The organism is Pseudomonas sp. GM18, assembly GCF_000282195.1.
In the GTDB taxonomy this organism is placed as follows: Bacteria; Pseudomonadota; Gammaproteobacteria; order Pseudomonadales; family Pseudomonadaceae; genus Aquipseudomonas.
The window spans coordinates 69,578-91,352 of sequence record NZ_AKJT01000044.1 but is presented as its reverse complement, the minus strand read 5'-3'; the positions used below and the strand labels follow the sequence as shown (position 1 = coordinate 91,352).

The window sequence follows — 21,775 nt, the reverse complement described above, 5'->3', positions numbered from 1 at the left end:
CCGGATTGATCAATGATGGCTCCATCACCACTAAGGAGCCCCGTAATGAATTCTCTCTTTTCTCAAGTTCAGGTCAGCCGCTACACCCTGTCCAACCGCATGGTCATGGCCCCAATGACGCGTTCGCGTTCCGATGATGCCGGCGTGCCAAGCGAACTGGTTGCGACTTACTACGCCCAGCGTGCCAGTGCCGGCTTGATCATCAGTGAAGGCGTGTTCCCCATTGCAATGGGCAAGGGTTATGTCCGTACCCCTGGTATCGAAACCGCCGAGCAGGTCGCTGCATGGAAGCATGTCACTGAGGCCGTGCATGCTCGTGGCGGACGGATTTTCATGCAGTTGATGCACAGCGGTCGCATTTCGCACCCTTCGTTGCTGCCGAATGGCGCCCTGCCACAGGCACCTTCCGCGATCAAACCCGCTGGCCAGACTTGGACCGCGACGGGCCTTCAGGATTTCGTTACCCCCCATGCACTGAGCGTGGTTGAGATTGCCGCGGTCATTGAAGGCTATCGCCAAGCGGCGCGCCTGGCCATGGAAGCTGGCTTCGACGGCGTCGAGTTGCATGCCGCGTCGGGCTACCTGCCTGAACAGTTCCTCTCGACTGGCAGCAATCAGCGCACGGATGAATACGGTGGATCGGTTGAAAGCCGTGTGCGTTTTGTATTGGACGTGCTGTCCGCTATTGCGACGGAAATCGGTGGTGACCGGGTGGGTCTCAAAATCTCGCCTGAAATGAATTTCAACGACATCGTCGATGCCAACCCGCAAGAAACCTATACCTATCTGGTCGAACACCTGCATGGGCTGAATCTCGCCTATCTGCATGTCGCCCTGTTCGGCGCCAATGTCGACTACCACGCCTTGTTACGTCCACTGTTTGACGGCAGCTACCTGATCGGTGGCGGGCTCGATCAACACTCCGCCGAATCCCTGATCGCTGATGGCCGCGCCGATGCTGCCGTATTTGGCAGTGCATTCCTCGCCAACCCGGATCTGCCCGAGCGTTTTCGCACAGGCGCCGAGCTTAATGCTCCAGACAAGAACTCGTTCTACGCACCGGGCGCGCAAGGGTATATCGACTACCCTGCTTTGCCCGCAACGCAAAGCGTCTGAGGGAGCACAGCCATGTTACCCATCGCACGTTTGCAGCGCATGAATCACGGCAGTCAGTTCCGGGCCTTCAGCCTGCGTGGAAATCAGTTCGCCAAGCCTATCGACCCCTTCCTCGCAGTCGATCATGCCTGGATCAGCGGGCCAACATTTCCACCGCACCCACATGCCGGTTTCTCGGCCGTGTCCTATCTGTTTCTTGATTCCGAGACCGGGATTGATAACCGGGACGCGCTGGGCAATCGCAACCTGATTCAACCGGGAGGGCTGCACTGGACGGCGGCGGGTAAAGGTGTGGTGCATGAGGAGGTGCCGGCCGAGCCGGGTAAGACGGTGCACATGCTGCAAATTTTTATCAATTTACCGCTGGAGCGCCAAGCCGACGCGCCGTTTGCACTGACTCTCGAAGCGCAAGAAGTGCCCGTGGTGCGATTGCCAGGGGTCAAGGTGCGCGTGCCACTGGGCAGTTTCGCCCAGGTGTCGTCGCCCTTGTCGGTTCCCACCGAAGTGAGCGTGCTGGACATCTCTCTTGAGGACGGCGCTGAAGTCAGCGTCCCGATCCCCGAAGGTCATGTGGCGTTCGTGATGCCGATTGACGGCGAAGTGATGGTCGACGGGCTTCCCTTCAATCTCAGCGAACTCACGCTGCCGGTGAATCTACCGCTGCGTGACGACCGCGTGGTTGGGTTGAGCGCACCTAGGGGCAACGCCAAGGCCGTGTTGTTTTCTGGTGTCCCGTTGGATCAACCCGTCTATTGGCAAGGACCACTGGCGCTCGCCTCTCAGCACGCGCTGGCTGAAGCCATTGACGGCTATCAGCGTGGTGCGTTCGGAAAGCTGCAACCCCGTTGAAAGATGGGCCGCTACGTTCAGTGTCATGGCAAACATCGCATAACCCCGCCTATCTGGGCCAGAGAATATCGCTCATGAACAGTCTTAAACCAGAGCGTACAACGGATGTTCGATCCACTTATCGGCTCTCCCTGCGAGCGTCGTTGGCGATGATGTTGGTCCTGCTAGCCGGATGCTCCTTCAGTGACCTGAAGCCGCAGTCGCATCTGCTCGCGCCCACCGATGTCAGCGAGACTCTTGCCGACAGTGCAATCACGCTGTCCCCGGCGGCCTGGCCCACTGAAAACTGGTGGGCCAGCTTCAAGGATTCGCAACTCGATGCTCTGATCAAGGAGGCCTTGGCTAACAGCCCTTCCCTGCGATCTGCGGCGGCGCGAGTGCGTCAGGCCAGCGCTCTGGAGGCTATCGAAGGGGCCCAATTATTGCCTCATGTCGATGCAGCGATGAGCTCGACCCGCGAGCGCTTCAGTTCCAACGGCACCACGCCTGCGCCGGTGAGAGGCACTTGGCAGAACGTCAATCAGGCCACTCTGAATGTGGGTTATGAGCTGGACTTCTGGGGCAAAAACCGTTCGGCCGTTGAAGCAGCCGTAGGCCGTCGACATGCACTTGAAGTCGATGAGCGTGCGGCGGCACTGATGCTGTCTGCATCGATCGTGCAAGCCTACATTGCATTGCAGAACACCTACGAACAAATGGATGTGGCTCAAACACTGTTGGCGCAGCAAGAGCAAATCGAGAAACTGACCCGTCAGCGATTCGTAGCTGAACTGGATACTCAGATCGACATCAAGCAGTCCCAAGCCTCCCTGCCTGCCAGTAGAGCGAATATTGCCGCACTGAAAGAATCGATCGAACTCAACCAAAACAAACTGGCTTCCTTGCTGGGCAAGGGCCCAGACCGGGGACGGACGATCACAAGGCCCCATCTTCAGTCCAGCGATACCGTAGCGCTGCCGACCAACCTCCCAGCCGAGTTGATTGGTCATCGCCCAGACGTCGTTGCGCAAAGATGGCGCGTTGAAGCCTCGAGCCATGAAATCGATGTGGCGAAAGCTCGCTTTTATCCCAACGTTAACCTGACGTCCTTCATTGGCCTGCAAAGTCTTGGCTTTGATACCTTCAGCGAACGTAGCAGCCGCATAGTGGGATTCGCACCCGCGATAAGTCTGCCGATCTTTGAGGGCGGTCGATTGCGCGGGAATCTGGACGCCCAGGACGCGGCTTACGATCTGGCGGTCGAGAACTACAACCAGACGGTCGTCGATGCCCTGCGCGATATCGCTGACCAGTTGTCTTCACTGCGTTGGTTAAAAGAACGCCTGGCCCAACAGAATGAAGCCGTAGCCACTGCACAGGCCGCCGCCGACTTGGTGAACAAACGGTACGCCGCGGGACTGGCCACCTATCTGCAGGTACTGGCAACTGAAAACTCAACGTTGACCGAAACACGTCAACTGGTTGATCTGAAATCCAGAGCACTTTCCCTTCAGGCCAATCTGAGCCGGGCGTTGGGGGGCGGCTACGTGCCCGAAATCCCTGCTCCCGAAAACGCCTCTCCCTCCTTGGCAGGTAAATGATGTTATGACTACAGAATCGCCCTCCCCAGCCGCCACCACTCAACAGCGAACATCCTACCGCCCCACATGGCTGTTGATCGTGGCTATAGTCCTTCTGGTCGTTGTCTTGTGCGTTGCCTACCTGCTGAGACTGGATTCCGAATCCACCGACGATGCCTATGTCGACGGCAACGTGGTTCAGGTGACTTCACAAGTCAGCGGTACCGTGACGGCAATCGGCGCCGACAACACCGATCATGTCGATACCAACTCGCCACTGGTGACATTGAACGCCGTGGATGCCGAAATCCAGTACGAGCGCGCCACGTCGAATCTGGCTCGCGCAGTTCGTCAGGCACGCACCCAGTACTATCAGGTCCAGCAACTCCAGGCTGAAGTCGACCAGCGTCAAAACGACGTACGCAAGGCCCAGGAGGATGTACGTCGACGCAACCAACTCGCCGCTAGTGGTGCCGTCTCTCGTGAAGAGATCAGTCACACCGCAGACATACTCAAAAACGCAATCGCAGGGCTTGAGGGCACCAAACACGCTCTCGCTGTTCGGCTCGCGATGGTCGACGACACCACACTTCGTACTCACCCGGATGTGCTGGTGGCAGCAAGCAACCTGCGTGATGCCTATATCGCCTTGCATCGCACCCAAATCTATTCACCGGTAGCAGGCGTAATCACCAAACGCACCGTGCAGGTCGGACAAAAAATCAATCCGGGCGTCGCACTGATGTCGGTGGTGCCTGGTGATCAAGTCTGGGTCAATGCCAACTTCAAGGAATCGCAAATTGAAGACTTGCGTATTGGCCAACCCGTTGAACTGCGTGCGGATGCCTACAGCCGCAGCGTGATATTCCACGGGACCATTATCGGCCTGGATGCCGGTACAGGCAGTGCTTTTTCCTTGCTGCCAGCCCAGAACGCTACGGGCAACTGGATCAAGGTGACCCAACGGGTGCCGGTAAGGATCGCCTTGCGGCCGCAGGAAATCGCACAAAACCCCTTGCGCCTGGGTTTGTCCATGCGGGTCTCAGTCGATACCTCCGATCGCAGTGGCCCCGTCCTGAACAAGACCGGTGCACAGCAACCGGTTTACAGCACCGCGATTTTCAAGAACGAACTTCAAGACGCCAATGAAGTGGTGGAACGCGTGATCAGTGCCAATGAGGGCAGTGACCATGACCCCAAAAACCTGAAATTTTGACGGGGGGATCATGTACAGAAAACACGCCGCCTTGTTGTTCACTGTGGGTTTACTTTGTGCGCTGGAATATTTGCAGGCGGGCATGATCGCTTTTGCCTCTGCACCGATTCGCGGAGAAATCGAGGCCAGCCCTGAAGAATTCAGCCTGGTAGCCGCCCTGTATGCCTGCATCGCTGTGGTGGTGATTTCGAAACAGCATTGGTTGACGGAGCGCCTGGGCTGGCGCAATTTCATGCTCGGCTCAATCAGCATTTTCGTACTGGGCGCTTTTGTGTGTGGCGTGAGCGTTGATTTGACCAGCTTCACCGTAGGCCGAGTCGTCATGGCCTTGGGTGGGGCCTCGTTCATGACTTCGGCACGCCTCATGATCAACCTGCTTCCCCCCGGCCCTGGCCGGTTCACGGGAATCAAAGTATTTGCCACGGGGCTCGCTGGCGGGACGGCTGCGGCGCCTTTCATCTCGTCGTTGGTGGTTGCCGAAAATACCTGGCACGCAATCTTCTGGATATTGATCGCCGGTGCTCTGGTTGCAGCAGCACTTTGCGTGCGTTTTCTGCCTACAAGTCCTATCCCTGAGGAGGACCGAACCCCCTCAAGCCTGGCAAGCATTCTCTTGTTGTCGGTCAGCAGTTTCTTTCTGCTCTACATTTTACAGCGGTCCTACTACGACTTTTATAACGACACCTTCATCCTCGTCGGTTGCGCACTATTAGCAGCACTGGGCGTGTACACCTTCTTCCACGCGGAACACAACAAGGCAAAGCCCTTCCTGAAGGTCAGAGACTTGATGCAGCCTCGTTACCTCCAGGGTGTGGCGCTGTTTTGCTACGCCTACGTTGTACTGGGCGCCAATAACTACATCTTGCCGTACTTCCTGCAAACAGGACTGGGCTACTCCTGGGATACCATCGGTACATTCCAGGCCATCGGGCTGACCGGCACCCTTGCCACCTGGGTCATCATGGCGACTCTCCTTCCAAAGTACCCTGCCCCTAAGAAGTTCTTCATTCTGGGATTCATTGCGCTGGGTGGCTTTGGCTGGCTGCTCTCCTCGCTGACGCCCAGCGCCAATCTGTGGTCGAACATTCTGCCGGCATTGATTCTCAATGGATGCTTTGTGATGTTGGTCATGTCGACCGCGGCCATGCAAACCTTTCGGGACGTGATGCAAGAGGAGAAGCTCTTCGCGCATGCCTATCAGATCAAAAACATGATGGGACAGATCGCCATGGCGATTGGCACCACGGCCGCCACACTGTTTCTGCAATGGCGCACTACCACGCAATACAACAACCTCAATGTGCATTTCAGCGCCAGCGACCCTCTCTATGTGGAGCAGACTCAACAGTTGGCACAAGCACTGTCATCCGAAGTGGGTGCCACGACAGCGAATCAAATCTCAGTGGCAATGCACGCACAAATGCTGCAGCAGCAATCGACCCTGGTCGCCAGTCTGGAATATTTCTGGGTCGTGATCGGCGTGGCGGTGATCGCGCTGATCATTTCAGTCACGCAGAAGACTTTTAGATGAACCAGAATACCTTCACGAATGCGGGTGCATACACGCGATGAACACTACACCCCCGGAAATCATTATTGTCGGCGGATCCCTTGCCGGCCTCACGCTGGCGCTCGCTTGTGCGACCAGGGGCGTGCCCGTTCGTGTCGTTGAGCGTTCTGTGGGGCGCGTGCACGGTGGCGACAGCCTGAGTATCGATCTGGAACTGGTCGCGACGACGGTTGGTCATGATCCACGGGCTGCGCCCATTTTGCCCGTGGTCCCCGCTTATCGCGAATTGACGACCTGGCCCGCGCTTTACAGCTGGCTACGGGACCGGGCTGTCGCAACGTCAGGCATCGTCCTCGAAGAAGGCAACGCCGTCACCTTGGTCACAGACCTTGGCGATCGGGCACAACTCTCCTTTGCCGACGGAACCCAGAGGGGTGCCGCCGCGGTGATCGGTGCGGACGGATATCGCAGCATCGTTCGCCAGGCGGTCACGCCCGACGCACCGCTTGCCCGCTACGCCGGTTATCTCGTGTGGCGTGGACTGGTCGAGGAGCGAACGCTGACGCGTCCCGTCCCCTGGCCATCGGATGGCGGCCTATGGATTGAGTTTGTGGGTGGATATCGTCTGGTTGCTGCAGTCCTTCCTGGTCGCGACGGCTCGATGGAGCCAGGTCAGCGTCAAGTCACATTCGCATGGTTCGATGTGCATCAGGAAGCATTGCTCCGTCGCACCGGCTGCCTGACTGCCAATGGCCATATCGTGGGCACACTTGGGCGCGGCACGATCGGCGAAGACGTGAGGTCTGAACTAGTCGCCCTGATCCCACAGGTCTGGCCTGAGATGTGGGCGGAGGCAGTGACTGTCGGTGTGCGCTCAGCGAATGTATTGAGCGGCGCTCCGATTGCCGAATACGAGCCGCAGCGGTTGGCTCATGGCGCACTGGCAATCATCGGGGATGCTGCTCACGTCGTTTCTCCGATGACCGGGCGCGGCTTTTTGACCGGAGTGGAAGATGCGGCGTTGCTGGCCCGAATGCTCGCAGACCGAGGCGCAGACGAACCCTTTGCCGCGGTGTTGGCCCGCTATGAGCAAGCACGATTACCCTTCGTCCGCGGGCTGGTTACTCATTCAAACCGGATCAGCGCCGAATATGTTCGTTATGCGGCAGCCAACTGATCGGTGAACTCTCGCATTGCCCGAAGCGTCACGCGCTTCGGGCAATGCGACGGGCTCGTGCTTTATTGGATGCCAGCCCCCAAAGCCGGGAATACATCAGTGAACAACAAGCCAATCAGTTGCTGTCCGTTAGCTGTGGACCAATCCTGCCCGATCTCTGCCATGAGCGTATTGGTGGCGGTGAGCACGACGCCAGCATCGTGCATTCGTTGACGGGCGAACTCTTCGGAAAGATCGCTGGGCGAGCCCGAAGCATCCAGCACGGCCTGCACGGCAAAGCCTTCGAGCGCAGCATCGATTGCTGGAAAGATAAGACAAACGTCGGTGGTCACACCGGCCATGATCAGATGCTTGCGCCCAGTGGCAAGCACCGCATCGCGGAAGTCGGCGTATTCCCAGGCGTTGACCACACCGGGACGCTTTATCCGTGCCGCGTGCGCTTCTGGAAGCACCTTGGCGATTTCCGGGAGAATCGGGCCTTGGGCATGATCTTCCTGGCTGGACGTAATCACGACCGGCATGTTGAGTATCTTCGCCATCTTGGCCAGCGCAATCGACTGTTTCGCGGCAAACTCACGGTCTATGTTTTTGATCAGTTGCATCGTGCCGACCTGATGGTCGATCAGCAACAACGCGGCGTTCTCTGCAGTGAATCGTACGTCAGCCATAGTACAAATCCTCGTTTCGTTGGGTTCAAACAAAGGGTAGCGGAGGTCCGCTGAACAGCACTACGTTGGCACTTCCCTGCGGGGCTCTTAACTTGACCTCGCGTGGAACATCTTGCGCCGGGAACACCGGAAGCTTCAGATCCTCACGATCGAAGCGCTGGGCCGCCACCTCCACCGTGCCCTCAATTGGCATGATGAACATGCTGTGGCCTGCGGCAATCGGCACACTCAGTTCAGCCCCCGCCTCCAGCGAGATGTCGAGCATCGTAACTTCGGTCGGTGGACTCAGCGGGGAGCTTATTTCACGATAGCTCCCCAACGGTACCCGCACCTTGGCACCTGGTACGTGCATGACCGGCACATCCTGCGCTTCGAGTATCAGCGGGAACGGCGCGATGTCCCTGCGTGAGGGGGCAAGAGCGACGAAGATCTGCAGTCCGTGCACCGTTTTTCCGGTTTCAGCCGGGACCTCCTCATGCGCCACGCCACGACCGGCGGTCGTCCAGTGCAAACCGCCTGGTTGAATCACGTTCTGGGTGCCGATCGAGTCACGGTTGGCCATCCCCGTCTCGGAATCAAGAAGCAGGTAGGACAGTGCCGAAATGCCGGCATGGTGGTGTGGCGCAAAGGTCGGCGCGCTCATCCAGTAGTGGTCAACCCCGATGAAGGGGGAAATCAACTCTGGATCGGTGCGCAGACCGTAACCGTGGAAATGGCCGCCCAGGTTGGCGCGACTGAGCTGGGCGATAACGGCAGACATGGCGAAAGCCTCTGGTACTGGTGGTATCGTTCAATGCGCGATAATGAGATGGGTGTGGCGTCACCCTCTCGCGTCGGACGACAATAGGGTTATCTTGCATAAGGCGCGAAAAACGTCTCTAACGCGGCCAACAATGCTTCGGGACGCTCCTCCGCCGGATAGTGACCGCAATCCGGAATGACCACGGATTCGACATGGGAAGCGACCGTGCGCAACTCCGCCTCGACGCTGTCGCCACAGGCAAGCGCACCCGAAAACGCCAGCACCGGCATGGTCAGGCGAGTTGCTTTGCGCTCTTGGTTCTGTGGAATCGACTGATCAATTGCTCGGTAATAGTCGAAGCTGGCCCGCAGGGCTTGCGGATCGCGCTTGAGTTGTTCGATATAGAAGTCAACCGCGTAACGAGGCACCGCCTCTGGCGAGCCTGCCTTGGTCGCGAATTGGTGACCGAAGTAGAGCTCTTCGCGACCACTGACCAGTTGCTCATTAATGCCAAGCGCCCGATTGAAGTTGAAATGCCAGAGAAAATCACTGAGCCAGCGGTGCTCGGGCAGCAATGGCGGAGAGTCCGAAACGCCAGGAATAAGCGCCTCGCCCAGCGCAATGCGCTCGATTCGGGCGGGTTGATCGTGTGCCATGGCATAACCGGTCCACATGCCGATGTCATGGCCGGCCATGGCGAAGGACTCATGCCCCAAGGCGTCCATCAGCGCAAACATGTCCTGGGCCAGGGTCCGTGAGTCATAACCCTCCTGGGCTTTTTCCGAGAGCCCGACGCCCCTCGGATCGACGGCGATCACGGTGAACGTGCGAGCGAGCGGCAGCATCAGGTAACGCCACGCAAACCAGTTTTGTGGCCACCCCCCAAGCAGTAACAATGGCTTGCCCTGCCCGCCAATGACAGCGTGCAGTTTCACACCGTTGGCAGCGATCTCGTAGCTATCAAAGACGTCAGCAAAACCCGTTGGCAGCTTTGGTACGCCATGCACGGAGCCAAAGCCGCTCAGAGTTTTGAAGTGTTCCTTTTGCAGCATCCCAAAGCCCACCTGATTGATCAATTAACCAGACCATAAATGAGGTGTCAGGTACTGACTAGGCAAGTAATCACCAAGGACTGTTGCGCTTGCGCACCAATTTCGACGCAGGTATGTAAGGGCCATAACTGGCGCCTCTGCTCAGCGGATGACGCCAGTATGCCAAGCCTAAAATCGCATGACCGCCTGGAGCCAGAGACGTTCGCCGCGAGCCCTGTTTTCGACAAGCGTTTCATGTTGCCATTTCATCAGTACGCCAAACTCGGGGGTTTGATATTTCACAACAGGGCCATAAGCAACGATTTGACCTCGGTTCCCGTCCTCCCCCACCGACTCTCCGTGACTTTCATCATCGCTCACCTGCTTGTACAAATACCCACTGACTCCAACCTGCCAATTCTTGTTCAAGCTGTAGCCAAGATGGTAGTCAGCATTCAGTTCGCGCCCCGAGCGGTAATCAGTCGCACGATTATTGTCGTTTATCATGTAGAGAATCTTGGCGCTTATCTCCACCTCCTCTACCGGGTTCGCGGTGAAGGAGTACCACGGCGAATAGGACCACACATTGGTTCCCACGTTGAAGAGGCGATCCTTGTCATACGATGCCGTGGGCGCGTAAAAATCCACGCCCAACATCTGATGAAAACGTGGAGAGCTCCAACCGAGAAACAGTGGTGTAAACGCCAAATCGGCGAAACCTTCATCCTTACCACTGTTTCGGATACGTCCTTGGGGCGTTTCTGTATAGAAACTCACCTGCCCTTTGATATAGGGCAACGCTGCACGACTGGCCAATGTTGCGCCCAGTAAGGTGTAGTCGGAATAGACGTAGTCCAGGCATACCGCGAGCGATTGATAACTGAGTTTGAAGTCTTCAATCCCGGCCATGCTGTGTCCATCCGCCCCCTTTAGTTCGTTCGAGTCGTAAGCGGAGCTGTAAAAAAAAGTAGTCAGCCCTGGCGGTGGCATTCGCCCAGCCAATACGGTATCAAGACCGAGTGGGTAAGCGGTTCCGTTATTTTCGGTGGCGTGAGTTTGGGCACAGGTCAGCAGTATGGCTACCGTACAAAGCAAGGGAGAACTTTTGCTGGGCAGCAAGGTTTTTACGCGCGACATAAGGATGATCTCGTATGGATTATTATTTTGATTACGAAGATTCATGCGGACAAACAGAACAACATGTAACGCTTTAAAAACAACAATAAGGTCTGCCTCTTAGAGGCATTTATTATTTTCGAGGCAATAGAGCCCACCTTGTTTTAGGCAGGCCCAATTGAATAGTTAGGTTTCGTGACAGGTAGAGTTACCAGGCAGTGGTACCACCATCGACCCGAATATCAGTACCCGTGATAAAAGAGCTTTCATCAGAAGCCAGGAACAAAGCGGTGGCTGCGACTTCTTCGGGCTTACCCAAACGCCCCAGCATCACCTTGCCCACCATCGTTTCAGCCCACTCGGGATCCTTCAGCAACGGGATTGTTTGCTTGGACTCAATCAACCCCGGGGAAATGCTGTTGGCGCGCAAGCCATGGACCCGGCCTTCCAACGCGAGTTGGCGCGTCATGGAAAGCACTGCCCCTTTGGCCGCGCTATGCGCGATTCCGGGGAGCATGCGGTAGGTCGACCATGCCGAAACCGACGCGGTGTTAATAATTGAGGCGCCCGGGGACTTGATTAACTCCGGCCAAGCGGCACGTACAAGATGGAACACCAGATTCAGTTCCTGATTAATTGTTCGATGCCAGTCATCGTCTGATATCTGATCGATCCAACCAAAGTAAGCCATCGCCGCATTATTGAATAACACATCGACGCGTCCGAATTTCGAAACAGCCAATTCGACCAGGCGTGCGCAGTTGGCAGGGTCAGTCAAGTCGCAATTGCTCAGGGAAACCATATCCCCACCCATGGACTTCACTGCATCAACTGTCTCTTGAGCCGCCTCATGAGAGATATCACACCCCACTACTTTGGCGCCTTGTTGCGCGAACATTAACGCCGAAGCTCGCCCCATCGATCCGCCTGTGCCTGTAATAATGCAAACTTTACCCTGCAGACGGTTATTTTTAAGCATCCCATTTCTCCTGCTTGTTTTTATAAGAACAGCTTGCAGTAACACACCCGATCAATCGTGGCGGTTAATGAGTTGGGCGAACTGTAGGTAGACCACTACTTATTGACTAGGCACGGAAATCACCAAGGACTGTTGCTCTCAAGCAACAATCACGGTGCAGGGACTGTAAGGGCGATGACAGGCAGGGGCAAAAATTCAAGAGGCGGTTTATTCCGAATCTAACCACATCGGATATCCAGGTATGTCACCCATTGAAAACTGACATGATCAGACGCCGCAGCCAGACACTTCTGGGGGCCTCGTGAAAACGAGCATGCCAGTACTGCTTGAGGTCGTATCGTGGAATGTCCAAGGGAGGCTCAACCATTCGCACATTCAGATTATGCGTGCACATGTTCGCGACGGTACGTGGCAACACCACAATCAGATCAGAGCGTTCAATGATCGATGGCACACTCATGTAGTGAGACGTCTGCAGCACGATGTTCCGGTGGATACCTGCTTTGGTCAGGTGAGCTTCGAACATTTCCTGGCGACGACTGCCATCACGTACCTGCAGATGCTCCAGCCTGCTGAAATCTTCCAGGGACAGACGTTCCCCTGCCAGCGGATGATCGAGGCGGATCAGGCAGACCAGGTCATGAGAGAACAACCTTTGCTGATAGATGTTGGGGGTAGTTAGGTCGGGAAAATAGCCAAGCACCGCATCGACCCGGCCTTCATGCAGGTTCTCCACAAGCTCATCCGGTGCCAGGCTGACGGTTCGTATGCGCGTATTCGGTGCCGCGCTGCGCAGGCTTTGGAATAGCGCAGGTAGAAAGACCACTTCACCCACTTCGCTCAGACAAAAGACGAACTCCTGCTCGTTGGTGGCAGGGTCGAAAGTCGGGCCGCTGAGGATATCCCGGTCAATGATTTCGATCACCTCGCGGGTGCGTTCAATGATGCCTTGCGCACGTGGCGTCGCCTCCATCAGGTTGCCCGAGCGAATGAACAGCGGGTCGCCCAGTGAGTGACGCAGGCGGGCCAGTGCAGCACTGGTTGCGGGTTGGCTCATGCCTAGCCGCTTCGCCGCCGCGGTGACATTGCCGGTTTCATAAACGGCCAGCAGGACGCGGAGCAAGTTGAGGTCGGTGCGCATAGCTATAACAAAACCAGATAGTTTGAATAATTAGAATTGGCTTCCTTTATTTAATGCGCTTGGCGACGATCCCGTCCAGATAAAAAAAATAAAAGGTAGCCGCATGAATCCTGACAACGCCCGAATTGGCGAGATCATCGATAACGCGAAGATCTCGCCGTACCAGATCGTCATCCTTGCCTTGTGCTTCCTCATCGTCCTGGTGGATGGTTTCGATACCGCAGCCATTGGCTATATCGCTCCGTCACTGCGCGAAGAATGGGGTCTGTTGCCTGCCCAGTTGTCACCTGTTTTCGGGACTGGATTGTTCGGCCTGATGGTCGGCAGCCTGATACTGGGACCGGTTGCCGATGCCTTCGGGCGTAAACGCGTTTTACTGATTTCAGTGCTGGTGTTTGGTCTCGCCACCCTGGCCAGCGCCTTTACCCATTCGATCGAGTCACTTACGGTTTTGCGTTTCATCACTGGCATCGGCCTGGGTGGAGCGATGCCGGCGTGCATTGCCTTGAGCGCCGAATATTCACCTGCACGCCGACGCATGATCATGGTGACCTTGAGCTGGAGTGGCTTCACGGCTGGCCTTGCCTTGGGCGGCATGCTCGCCGCACAGATGATTCCGGCATTCGGCTGGCGTTCCGTTCTGGTGCTGGGTGGCGTCATGCCGCTAGCGTTACTGCCAGTGTTGGCCTGGCTAATGCCCGAGTCGGTTCGGTTCATGGCGTCCTCGACCAGGCACGCCGACGCCTTGCGGCGTGTGGTCGAACGCATCACCAGAAGGAACTGGTGCGGCGTAACTATCCTCGATGACGAGCGCCCGGCCCAAGTCAGGTCGCCGATCTCGCACCTGTTCATCGACGGTCGGTTGGTTCGAACACTGCTGCTGTGGATGACCTTCTTCTGCTCGCTCTTTGTGTTTTATCTGCTGACCAGTTGGCTGCCTACCCTGCTCAAAGAGGTCGGCTACGATATCGCTTACGCTTCGCGCATTGGCGCCATGGTGCCACTGGGCGGTACCATCGGTGCCATTCTCATGGCCCTGCTGATGGATCGCGTCGGACCTTACCCCGTGCTGGCGCTCTCTTACTCAGGGACGGCTGTAGTCATTGCGGTCACGGGCTACTTGATGAGTAATCCCTACCATCTGGCCATCATGGTATTTCTCATCGGTTTCGGTGTGGCCGGAGCTCAAAATGGACTCAACCTGGTGTCCGCCACCTTGTACCCCACCGCTGCCCGGGCAACCGGGGTGAGTTGGGCAATGGCCGTCGGCCGTTGCGGTTCGATTGTCGGCTCGATGCTGGGTGCCTGGTTTATTTCCATAACAGGCACATCACCGGTTTTCTTCCATTGGCTGGCGCTTCCCGTGCTGATCGGCGCGACAGCCATAGGTGGCCTTTATTGGCTCAGCACTGGCCGGAATCAGACAGTCAAGCATGCTCAAGGTGCTCACGCAGAAACTCAATGAAGCGTTGTGTTTTTGCGGGCAAAAGACGGGTTTCAGTGAGGGCATACACCGGGATCGGATTGGCGTGCCATTGGGGCAGAACCGGTTGCAGCAGGCCAGTGCGCAGATCGTCCGCGGCAATGCCTTCAGGCAGCAGGGCGATCCCCAGATCCAGTGTCGCCAAGCGCCGAAGCATCCCGACGCTATTGAGTTGAAACCGTCCACCCACCTCGATTTCAACCACTTCACCAGAATGGGAGAGCTGCCACTTGCCAGCCTTTCGCAATCGCAGGCATTCGTGGTGTACCAGCTCAGACGGATTGCTGGGCGCTCCATTGAGTTCCAGATAACGAGGCGAGGCGTACAAGCGACGAGAGAGGATCGCGAGTTTTCGCGCAATCAGATTCGAGTCTGCCGGTTCGCCCATGCGGATGACTACATCGACGGGTTCGCTTACCAAGTCGACCTGGCGCGGCGTGAGGTCGAATTCAAAGCTGATGCCAGGATACCGTCGGGCGAACTCGGCGATGAGCGGTGCCAGGTAAATATTGGCGAAGTCCACAGGCAGTGACGCGCGCAAAAGACCACTTGGATGCGCGAGCATTTCACCCAGCTGTTCGTGCGCCAGCCTCGCCTCGTCAACGATTCGCTTGCATCGGTCAAAGTACAACTGCCCCGCCTCGGTCAATTCGATCTTGCGCGTGGTGCGGTGCAATAGTCTCAAGCCAATGGCCTTTTCAAGCCCGCTGATGCGTCGCGACAAGGTCGAATTGGGCATCGCCATCGCTTCTGCGGCCCTGCGAAAACTGTGGGCTTTGACGACCTCGACGAACAACGCCATGTCGTTCAGAAGTTCCATATTGATTGCTCCATTGATGGATCAGTCATTTCAATTATAGCTGGTTTATCCCGTATCCAGTTTGATCAATGATAACCACATCAGCCTTCGAAGCCATTCCACACGCCTCGAACTCAATCAGTACAGCGCCAGGTTCCGTTGACGGTTGCTCAACGGTGCCCCTCGCAGGAGAGCGTCAACTGCATGAAAGACCTTAATGACCTTTATTACTTCGTGCTGGTGGTCAAACATGGAGGGTTCTCGGCAGCTGCACGGGCAACGGGCATTGAAAAAACGTTGCTCAGTCGTCATGTCGCGGATCTGGAATTGCGAATGGGAGCCAGACTGTTACATCGCACAACACGCCAGGTTTCGCTGACCGAAGCTGGCCATCATTTCTTTACGCTCAGCCAACCCGTTGTCGAGGGTGCGCATACCGCCTATGAAAGTGTGGAGCATCTTCGACGAGAACCTGTCGGGTTGGTACGGCTGAGCTGTCCTCAGGTCATGGCGCAGAGCTATTTGGCCCCCCTGCTGCCTGGGTATATGGAAAAATATCCGAAGGTACGGCTTGAGTTGAATGCAGTAGATCGGGAGGTCGACCTCTTTGAAGAGCGCTTCGACGTGGCCTTGCGATCGCGTGCCCGGATTGAAGAAACGGCCGGGTTGGTCGCAAAGGAATTAGGGGCAACCCAGCAGATACTGGTAGCAAGCCCCCGGTTTCTCGATCGTGTCGGCCGACCTGCCACGATCAAGGCCATTTCAGAAATCGAGACACTTTCTCGTCCTGGTGACATCCATGATGGTGTCGGTCGCTGGTTCCTGCGCAGTTCATCAGGTGAAGAGCGGCTGGTCAGCCATCAGCCACGTCTCATCTGCGATGATCTACGTATGCAGTTGGAGGCCGCTGTTAATGGGTTGGGCGTCGCCTTGTTGCCAGAGCCCATAGCTGCAGCCTCTGTACGCGCGAAGGCTCTGGAAGTCGTCATCCCCTCCTGGACCGGTGCAACGCATATCATCCATCTGCTCTACCCCAAACCGAAGGGGATGTTGCCCTCCGTTCGCAGCCTGATCGACTACCTGAGCCTCCATTTACCCCAAAGCATCCAGGAGCGAAGCATCACCGTTGAGAGGGTCGTTTGATAAAGGTGCAAACGCCCCGTGCGCTCATGCTTTGAGTTTGGGAATGAGGATTGCAGCTCTCTTGAAAACGACTACTGCCAGGCCGATTGCTGGCTGCGCAGTACCTGGCCAACCATTTCTCTCAGCCACTTGTTCTGAGGGTCTCGATGAAATCGGTCATGCCAGTACAGATCAATCTCGAATGAGGGTATTTGCAGAGGCAGAGGGTGTATGACGAGAGGATAAAAGCGCGCCAAGGTTTTACCCAGGGCAATAGGCAGCGTCCATATCATGTCGGTATCCAGCAGCAAGTGCGGACCGGACAAGAACTGAGGGGTGCGCATTTTAATGCAGTCTCTGCCGCCCGCATCGATCAGGGCACGCTCCAGTGCCTGGTGACCACTACCACCGGACTCCACCAACAAATGCTCACTGGTGACAAAGGCTTCAAGGCTTAAGCCGCGATGTGCCAAGGGGTGGTCTTTGCGCATGGCGCAGACATAATGCTGAGAAAAAACCGGTGTACGGTGAATGTCAGTCTGAAGGGTCGGCATAAAGCCAAGCGCCAGGTCGATTCGGCCAGTGGACAGGCCATTGAGCGTCTCATCCATCCCACCCCCGACGGTGTGTATCCGCGCTTGAGGTGCAACCCTGGACAATTCGCTCAAGATGGGCGGCAAACAAACGACTTCGCCAATGTCACGCATTCTGAAAATGAATGATTTTTCACAACTTTTCGGATCAAACGCCGGCATTTGGCATCCGGCCTCCCTGACCATCGCAAGGGAGGCCAACAGTCGCGGCGCGATATGGACACAAAACGGTGTCGGTTCCATTCGGCGACCGACCAGCGTAAACAACCTGTCACCATAGTCGTTTCGTAACCGCTTGAGCGAACCGCTGACTGCTGCCTGCGTAACACCCAGATTCTGCGCCGCAATTGAAGCGGAGTGGTCTCGCCACAACGCCTCAAAGGTATAGAGCAGATTTAGATCTTTCATCACAACGCCCTGACTGATATTCAGAAACCAAAACACTGCACTTGCCAGTAAAGCGACGTGGGCTTCGACCAGCAAGTGCAGTAAAACTGGAATTCTTGAGTGTTATGCGGACGCGTGGATAACATCACTGGCATATGCGTTACTGTACAGAGGTGAAATATCGATGTGAATTCGATAATCATTGATCAAGCGGGAAGCATTGAAGTGAACGACGACACAGCAAGGAACATTGATAACCGTGCCGTCATGCTTTGTGTAATACGTATCAAAGCGCATTATTGTTGTGTCGCCTTCGCTCCACACGCCTTGAAGAACATGTTTCAGAGAGGCTATTTGAGTAAAAAATAACTCAATCGCCTCCCCGACAACTTTTTTCCCCTTCATTTCCGGGGGATTGCCAAACCGAAACACGACATCATCAGCCAGATAACTCAAAAAACCTTCGATCGACATCCGATCAACACTTTCAAACATACCTGTCAATTCATGGTTCATGGCACGCCTCATTTCTTGTTTTTGTTTTCAGGCTCTGGTTATTGCACTGAAATTTATACTTATTGACTGACTTTGTTACGAATGGTTTGCAGCGTGCTTCTCACCGCATCCAGATAGGAATTTTGCATGCCGGTTGCAAACTCGAGTTCTTTTTCGCTTCCGGCAGGCACGCCTGGCAGGGAAAAATCGAAGGAAAAGCGCAGGTACAGTTCACCGTTCTCCTCTTCGATCACGTTTTTAATGATCCCTCGAGCATTACCGGAGAGGCGCACGAATTCAACCTGTTGCTCTGTCGAAAGGATCACCAGTTCCTGCAAGCGTTCACCGTGCAAAACCACTTCCCGAATAAAGCGATCTCCCTGGTCCTCGACAATGTTGCATTCGGTGATTGCCGAAACGTAAGGCACGGCGTTGCGCGCTTTACTCACCAAACCTTCCCACACCTGGCTTCGGTTCAGGCTCACACCGTTTGCTTCTGATTGCGCATTTACTTGAATGCGGCGACTGATATTAATCATGGAAAACTCCGTTTGATTCTGTATTCAAAACAGCTGCCCCCACGCTTGATTCAAGGGTGCAGCACATCATTACCGGCGAACGGTAAACATCCTTGTTAATACTGCAATCCATTTGAAGCGTCTTAGACGGTCAAATACCCGCCATCAACAGCTAAGGCCGTGCCGGTGACAAAACTGGCGTCATCGGACAGCAGCCATAGCGCAGCCTTGGCGATTTCTTCCGGTTTTCCGAAACGACCGATAGGGTGTCGTTCGCGCAATGCAGCGAACTGTTTGGCAAAATTCGGCTCTTCACTCGCACGCACGATCATCGGCGTTTCGATGATGCCTGGCATGATTGCGTTGACCCGGATATTGAGGGTGCCGTAGTCGACGGCGGCAGCCTTGGTCAAACCGACCACCCCATGCTTGGCAGCGATATAGTCCGACGCAGCGGCAATCGCTACCGAGCCCAGGGACGAAGCGGTATTCACGATGGCGCCACCGCCACTGTTCAACATGGCGCGGATCTGATGCTTCATGCAGTAGAAAACACCGGTCAGGTCGATGCGGATAATGCGATCCCACGCCGCAGACGAGATTTCATGCAGAGGCAAATTGCTTTGCTCGACCCCTGCATTGTTGAACGCGCCATGCAGACGGCCAAATCGAGTGACGACATCATCGACTGCTGCGGCCACAGCATCTTCGTCGGTAACGTCGCAGGGGATTGAATAAACCTTGCCGCCGGCCGCCGTGACAGCGCTGGCGGTTTCTTCGATGCCTGCGGCATCACGATCAAGCAGCACAACCCTCGCGCCAGCTTTGGCAAAAGCCAGTGCCGAAGCACGGCCAATACCGCCCGAGGCGCCAGTGATAATGATGTTCCGGTCGTCAAGGTTGCTCATAGCCACACTCTCGTTTTGTAGTGCCACGTACTTTATTTACCGGGGCAACGATCGGGAATCCCGTAAAACCACCAAAGACTGTTGCGCCGTTGCACCAATCAGCGGTGGGTCAAATCCAGCGCCACATCGACGATCATGTCCTCTTGCCCACAGACCATTTTTCGCCGAACCAATTCGACCAGGATGTCGACGGTACGCAACCCGTAGCGCTGGGCAGCCGCTTCGGCATGGCGAAGGAAGCTTGAGTAAACGCCGGCACAACCCAGTGCCAGCGTTTCGCGATCAACGCGCACTGGACGGTCCTGCAGGGGACGGATGATGTCATCGGCGGCATTCATCAGGGTGTACAGATCGGTGCCATGGTTCCAGCCCAGGCGCTCGGCTGCGGCGATGAACACCTCCAATGGTGTGTTGCCTGCACCGGCCCCCATTCCAGCCAGACTGGCGTCAACGCGATCACAACCCTGACCACCGCGACGATGGAGTTGGCAACGCCCAAGCTCAGGTTGTAGTGGGCATGGATACCCGTCTTCGCATGGGGGGCGAGAACATTTTTCAACGCCCGGAATCAGTCGCGCACGTCGCCCATATTCAGCCCTCCCGGAGTCGACCACATAGATGCAGTTAGCACCGTAGCTTTCCATCAGCTTGCCCTGCTGCACCACCCCTTGGGAGGGCTACATATGGCTCATCATCAAGAAGCCAACCACATCCATGTCCAGCTTTCGTGCGTATCCGTTGGTCCTACGCCCACTTCCATTGAAAATTGGGGTGGCTTGTAGCCGCGGAGCGATAGCTTCAGTGATATGAAAGGACAGAAGAAAAAATCGGAGCCGGACTCGCCGGCCCCATTCCTTTCAGTCAATCAGACTAATAAGGTTGAAAACCTATTACACGCTCAAGCACAGATACTTGATTTCCAGATAGTCTTCGATGCCGTACTTGGAGCCTTCACGGCCCAGGCCCGAGGCCTTGATGCCACCGAACGGCGCGACTTCGTTGGAGATCAACCCGGTGTTGACGCCGACCATGCCGTATTCCAGGGCTTCCGCCACGCGGAATACACGGCCCAGGTCGCGAGCATAGAAGTACGAAGCCAGGCCGAACTCGGTGTCGTTGGACATCGCGATCACCTCGGCTTCGTCTTTGAAGCGGAACAGTGGAGCCAGTGGACCAAAGGTTTCTTCCTTGGCCACGGCAGCGCTCTTCGGTACGTTGACCAGAATGGTCGGCTCGAAGAAGTTGCCTTCGATGGTGTTGCCACCGGCCAGTACCTGGGCGCCTTTGCTCAAGGCGTCGGCGATGTGTTCTTTGACCTTGGCCACGGCTTTTTCGTCGATCAGCGGACCAGTAGTGGTACCGGCTTCCAGACCGTTGCCGATCTTGAGTTTGGCGACAGCCACTTTGAGCTTCTCGGCGAATGCGTCGTAAACGCCGTCCTGAATGTACAGACGGTTGGCGCAGACGCAAGTCTGGCCGTTGTTGCGGTACTTGGAAATGATCGCGCCTTCGACGGCCTTATCCAGGTCCGCGTCGTCGAACACGATGAACGGCGCGTTGCCGCCCAGTTCCAGGGCCACTTTCTTGATGTCCTTGGCGCATTCGGCCATCAGTTGACGACCGATTTCGGTCGAACCGGTGAAGGACAGCTTGCGTACGATCGGGTTGCTGGTCAGCTCGGTACCGATGTCGCCGGCGCTGCCGGAAACAACGCTGAACACGCCAGCCGGGATGCCGGCACGCTGGGCCAGTTCGGCTAGGGCGAAAGCGGAGTACGGGGTTTGCGAAGCAGGCTTGAGCACCATGGTGCAACCGGCGGCCAGGGCCGGGCCGGCCTTACGGGTGATCATTGCAGCCGGGAAGTTCCACGGGGTGATCGCAGCGGTCACGCCGATTGGCTGCTTGATTACGATCAGGCGCTTGTCTGGCTGGTGGCCCGGAATCACGTCACCGTAGATGCGCTTGGCTTCTTCGGCGAACCATTCGATGAAGGACGCGGCGTAAACGATTTCGCCCTTGGCTTCGGCCAATGGCTTGCCTTGTTCCAGGGTCATCAGACGAGCCAGGTCATCCTAGTTCTCGATGATCAGTTCGAACCAGCGACGCAGTTTGTTCGCACGTTCTTTGGCGGTCAGTGCACGCCAGGCCGGCAGCGCTTTGTCAGCGGCTTCGATGGCGCGGCGGGTTTCGGCAGCGCCCATTTTCGGCACGGTGCCCAGAATTTCGCCCGTTGCCGGGTTGTTGACCTTGATCGTCTGACCATTGTCCGCATCGACCCAAGCGCCATCGATGAAGGCTTGCTGGCGGAACAACTGAGTGTCTTTAAGCTGCATGACGTTTCCTTTTCTGAATGAGGGGTTGGCGAG

At 56.3% G+C, this 21,775-nt stretch carries 19 protein-coding genes and 2 pseudogenes; 8 read left to right on the top strand and 13 right to left on the bottom strand.

Translation table 11 applies throughout. The annotated features are described in order from the left end of the window. Positions 1-45 precede the first annotated feature (45 nt). The 6 genes from PMI21_RS14485 (at position 46) to PMI21_RS14510 (ending at position 7,427) form a co-directional block, all read left to right on the top strand. Entirely contained in the window at positions 46-1,116 is a 1,071-nt protein-coding gene (locus PMI21_RS14485) for an alkene reductase (RefSeq protein ID WP_007938300.1), read from the top strand. Between the two features lie 12 nt (positions 1,117-1,128). Next, entirely contained in the window at positions 1,129-1,965 is an 837-nt protein-coding gene (locus tag PMI21_RS14490) for a pirin family protein (RefSeq protein ID WP_007938299.1), read from the top strand. 74 nt (positions 1,966-2,039) lie between these two features. Then, positions 2,040-3,545 carry an efflux transporter outer membrane subunit gene (locus PMI21_RS14495; RefSeq protein ID WP_081499484.1) on the top strand — a complete coding sequence of 502 codons (1,506 nt, stop codon included), beginning with the start codon at positions 2,040-2,042 and terminating at the stop codon, positions 3,543-3,545. 4 nt (positions 3,546-3,549) lie between these two features. Further along, positions 3,550-4,740, top strand: a complete 1,191-nt coding sequence (locus tag PMI21_RS14500) for an HlyD family secretion protein (RefSeq protein WP_007938297.1) — start codon at positions 3,550-3,552, stop codon at positions 4,738-4,740. Positions 4,741-4,750: 10 nt separating this feature from the next. Further along, positions 4,751-6,271 carry an MFS transporter gene (locus PMI21_RS14505; protein WP_007938296.1) on the top strand — a complete coding sequence of 507 codons (1,521 nt, stop codon included), beginning with the start codon at positions 4,751-4,753 and terminating at the stop codon, positions 6,269-6,271. Positions 6,272-6,308: 37 nt separating this feature from the next. Next, positions 6,309-7,427, top strand: a complete 1,119-nt coding sequence (locus tag PMI21_RS14510) for an FAD-dependent monooxygenase (protein WP_007938295.1) — start codon at positions 6,309-6,311, stop codon at positions 7,425-7,427. Between the two features lie 62 nt (positions 7,428-7,489). Here the strand turns inward: PMI21_RS14510 and PMI21_RS14515 are convergent, their stop codons facing one another. The 6 genes from PMI21_RS14515 to PMI21_RS14540 all read right to left on the bottom strand — a co-directional run bounded on the left by PMI21_RS14515 (position 7,490) and on the right by PMI21_RS14540 (position 13,104). Then, positions 7,490-8,095, bottom strand: coding sequence for an isochorismatase family protein (locus PMI21_RS14515; protein ID WP_007938294.1), 606 nt, complete (start codon positions 8,093-8,095; stop codon positions 7,490-7,492). A 25-nt stretch (positions 8,096-8,120) separates the two neighbouring features. After that, a complete protein-coding gene (locus PMI21_RS14520) occupies positions 8,121-8,855 on the bottom strand; it encodes a pirin family protein (protein WP_007938293.1) in 735 nt (244 codons plus the stop codon). 89 nt (positions 8,856-8,944) lie between these two features. Beyond that, positions 8,945-9,889: an alpha/beta fold hydrolase gene (locus tag PMI21_RS14525; protein WP_007938292.1), complete on the bottom strand. Its 945-nt coding sequence runs from the start codon at positions 9,887-9,889 to the stop codon at positions 8,945-8,947. A 168-nt stretch (positions 9,890-10,057) separates the two neighbouring features. Continuing rightward, positions 10,058-11,005 (bottom strand): SphA family protein, encoded by a 948-nt coding sequence (locus tag PMI21_RS14530; protein WP_007938289.1) that lies wholly within the window; start codon positions 11,003-11,005, stop codon positions 10,058-10,060. 187 nt (positions 11,006-11,192) lie between these two features. Continuing rightward, entirely contained in the window at positions 11,193-11,963 is a 771-nt protein-coding gene (locus PMI21_RS14535; RefSeq protein ID WP_007938288.1) for an SDR family NAD(P)-dependent oxidoreductase, read from the bottom strand. A gap of 244 nt (positions 11,964-12,207) precedes the next feature. Next, positions 12,208-13,104, bottom strand: a complete 897-nt coding sequence (locus PMI21_RS14540) for a LysR family transcriptional regulator (protein ID WP_007938287.1) — start codon at positions 13,102-13,104, stop codon at positions 12,208-12,210. Positions 13,105-13,207: 103 nt separating this feature from the next. Between PMI21_RS14540 and PMI21_RS14545 the strand changes: the two genes are divergently transcribed. Then, positions 13,208-14,569 (top strand): MFS transporter, encoded by a 1,362-nt coding sequence (locus tag PMI21_RS14545; RefSeq protein ID WP_007938286.1) that lies wholly within the window; start codon positions 13,208-13,210, stop codon positions 14,567-14,569. On the opposite strand, the gene PMI21_RS14550 is transcribed toward PMI21_RS14545, so the two are convergent. Beyond that, on the bottom strand, positions 14,532-15,407 hold the full coding sequence (locus PMI21_RS14550; RefSeq protein ID WP_007938285.1) for a LysR family transcriptional regulator: 876 nt from the start codon (positions 15,405-15,407) through the stop codon (positions 14,532-14,534). The two genes, PMI21_RS14545 and PMI21_RS14550, sit on opposite strands and share 38 nt — an antisense overlap. A 183-nt stretch (positions 15,408-15,590) precedes the next feature. On the opposite strand from PMI21_RS14550, the gene PMI21_RS14555 reads away from it, so the two are divergent. After that, positions 15,591-16,529, top strand: coding sequence for a LysR family transcriptional regulator (locus tag PMI21_RS14555; RefSeq protein WP_007938283.1), 939 nt, complete (start codon positions 15,591-15,593; stop codon positions 16,527-16,529). Between the two features lie 71 nt (positions 16,530-16,600). On the opposite strand, the gene PMI21_RS14560 is transcribed toward PMI21_RS14555, so the two are convergent. From PMI21_RS14560 to gabD, 6 genes and pseudogenes are all read right to left on the bottom strand, one after another. After that, a complete protein-coding gene (locus PMI21_RS14560; RefSeq protein WP_007938280.1) occupies positions 16,601-17,509 on the bottom strand; it encodes a LysR family transcriptional regulator in 909 nt (302 codons plus the stop codon). Between the two features lie 102 nt (positions 17,510-17,611). Then, the gene (locus PMI21_RS14565) at positions 17,612-18,004 is read right to left on the bottom strand and encodes a nuclear transport factor 2 family protein (RefSeq protein WP_007938278.1); all 393 of its coding nucleotides are present in this window, start codon (positions 18,002-18,004) and stop codon (positions 17,612-17,614) included. A 59-nt stretch (positions 18,005-18,063) separates the two neighbouring features. Beyond that, entirely contained in the window at positions 18,064-18,522 is a 459-nt protein-coding gene (locus tag PMI21_RS14570) for an SRPBCC family protein (protein WP_007938276.1), read from the bottom strand. 122 nt (positions 18,523-18,644) lie between these two features. Further along, positions 18,645-19,409, bottom strand: a complete 765-nt coding sequence (locus tag PMI21_RS14575) for an SDR family NAD(P)-dependent oxidoreductase (RefSeq protein ID WP_007938275.1) — start codon at positions 19,407-19,409, stop codon at positions 18,645-18,647. A 98-nt stretch (positions 19,410-19,507) separates the two neighbouring features. Then, a pseudogene (dmpG, locus tag PMI21_RS0128110) lies at positions 19,508-20,158 on the bottom strand (4-hydroxy-2-oxovalerate aldolase); the annotation flags it as partial. Positions 20,159-20,299: 141 nt separating this feature from the next. Continuing rightward, a pseudogene (gene gabD / locus PMI21_RS14580) lies at positions 20,300-21,742 on the bottom strand (NADP-dependent succinate-semialdehyde dehydrogenase). Positions 21,743-21,775 lie beyond the last annotated feature (33 nt).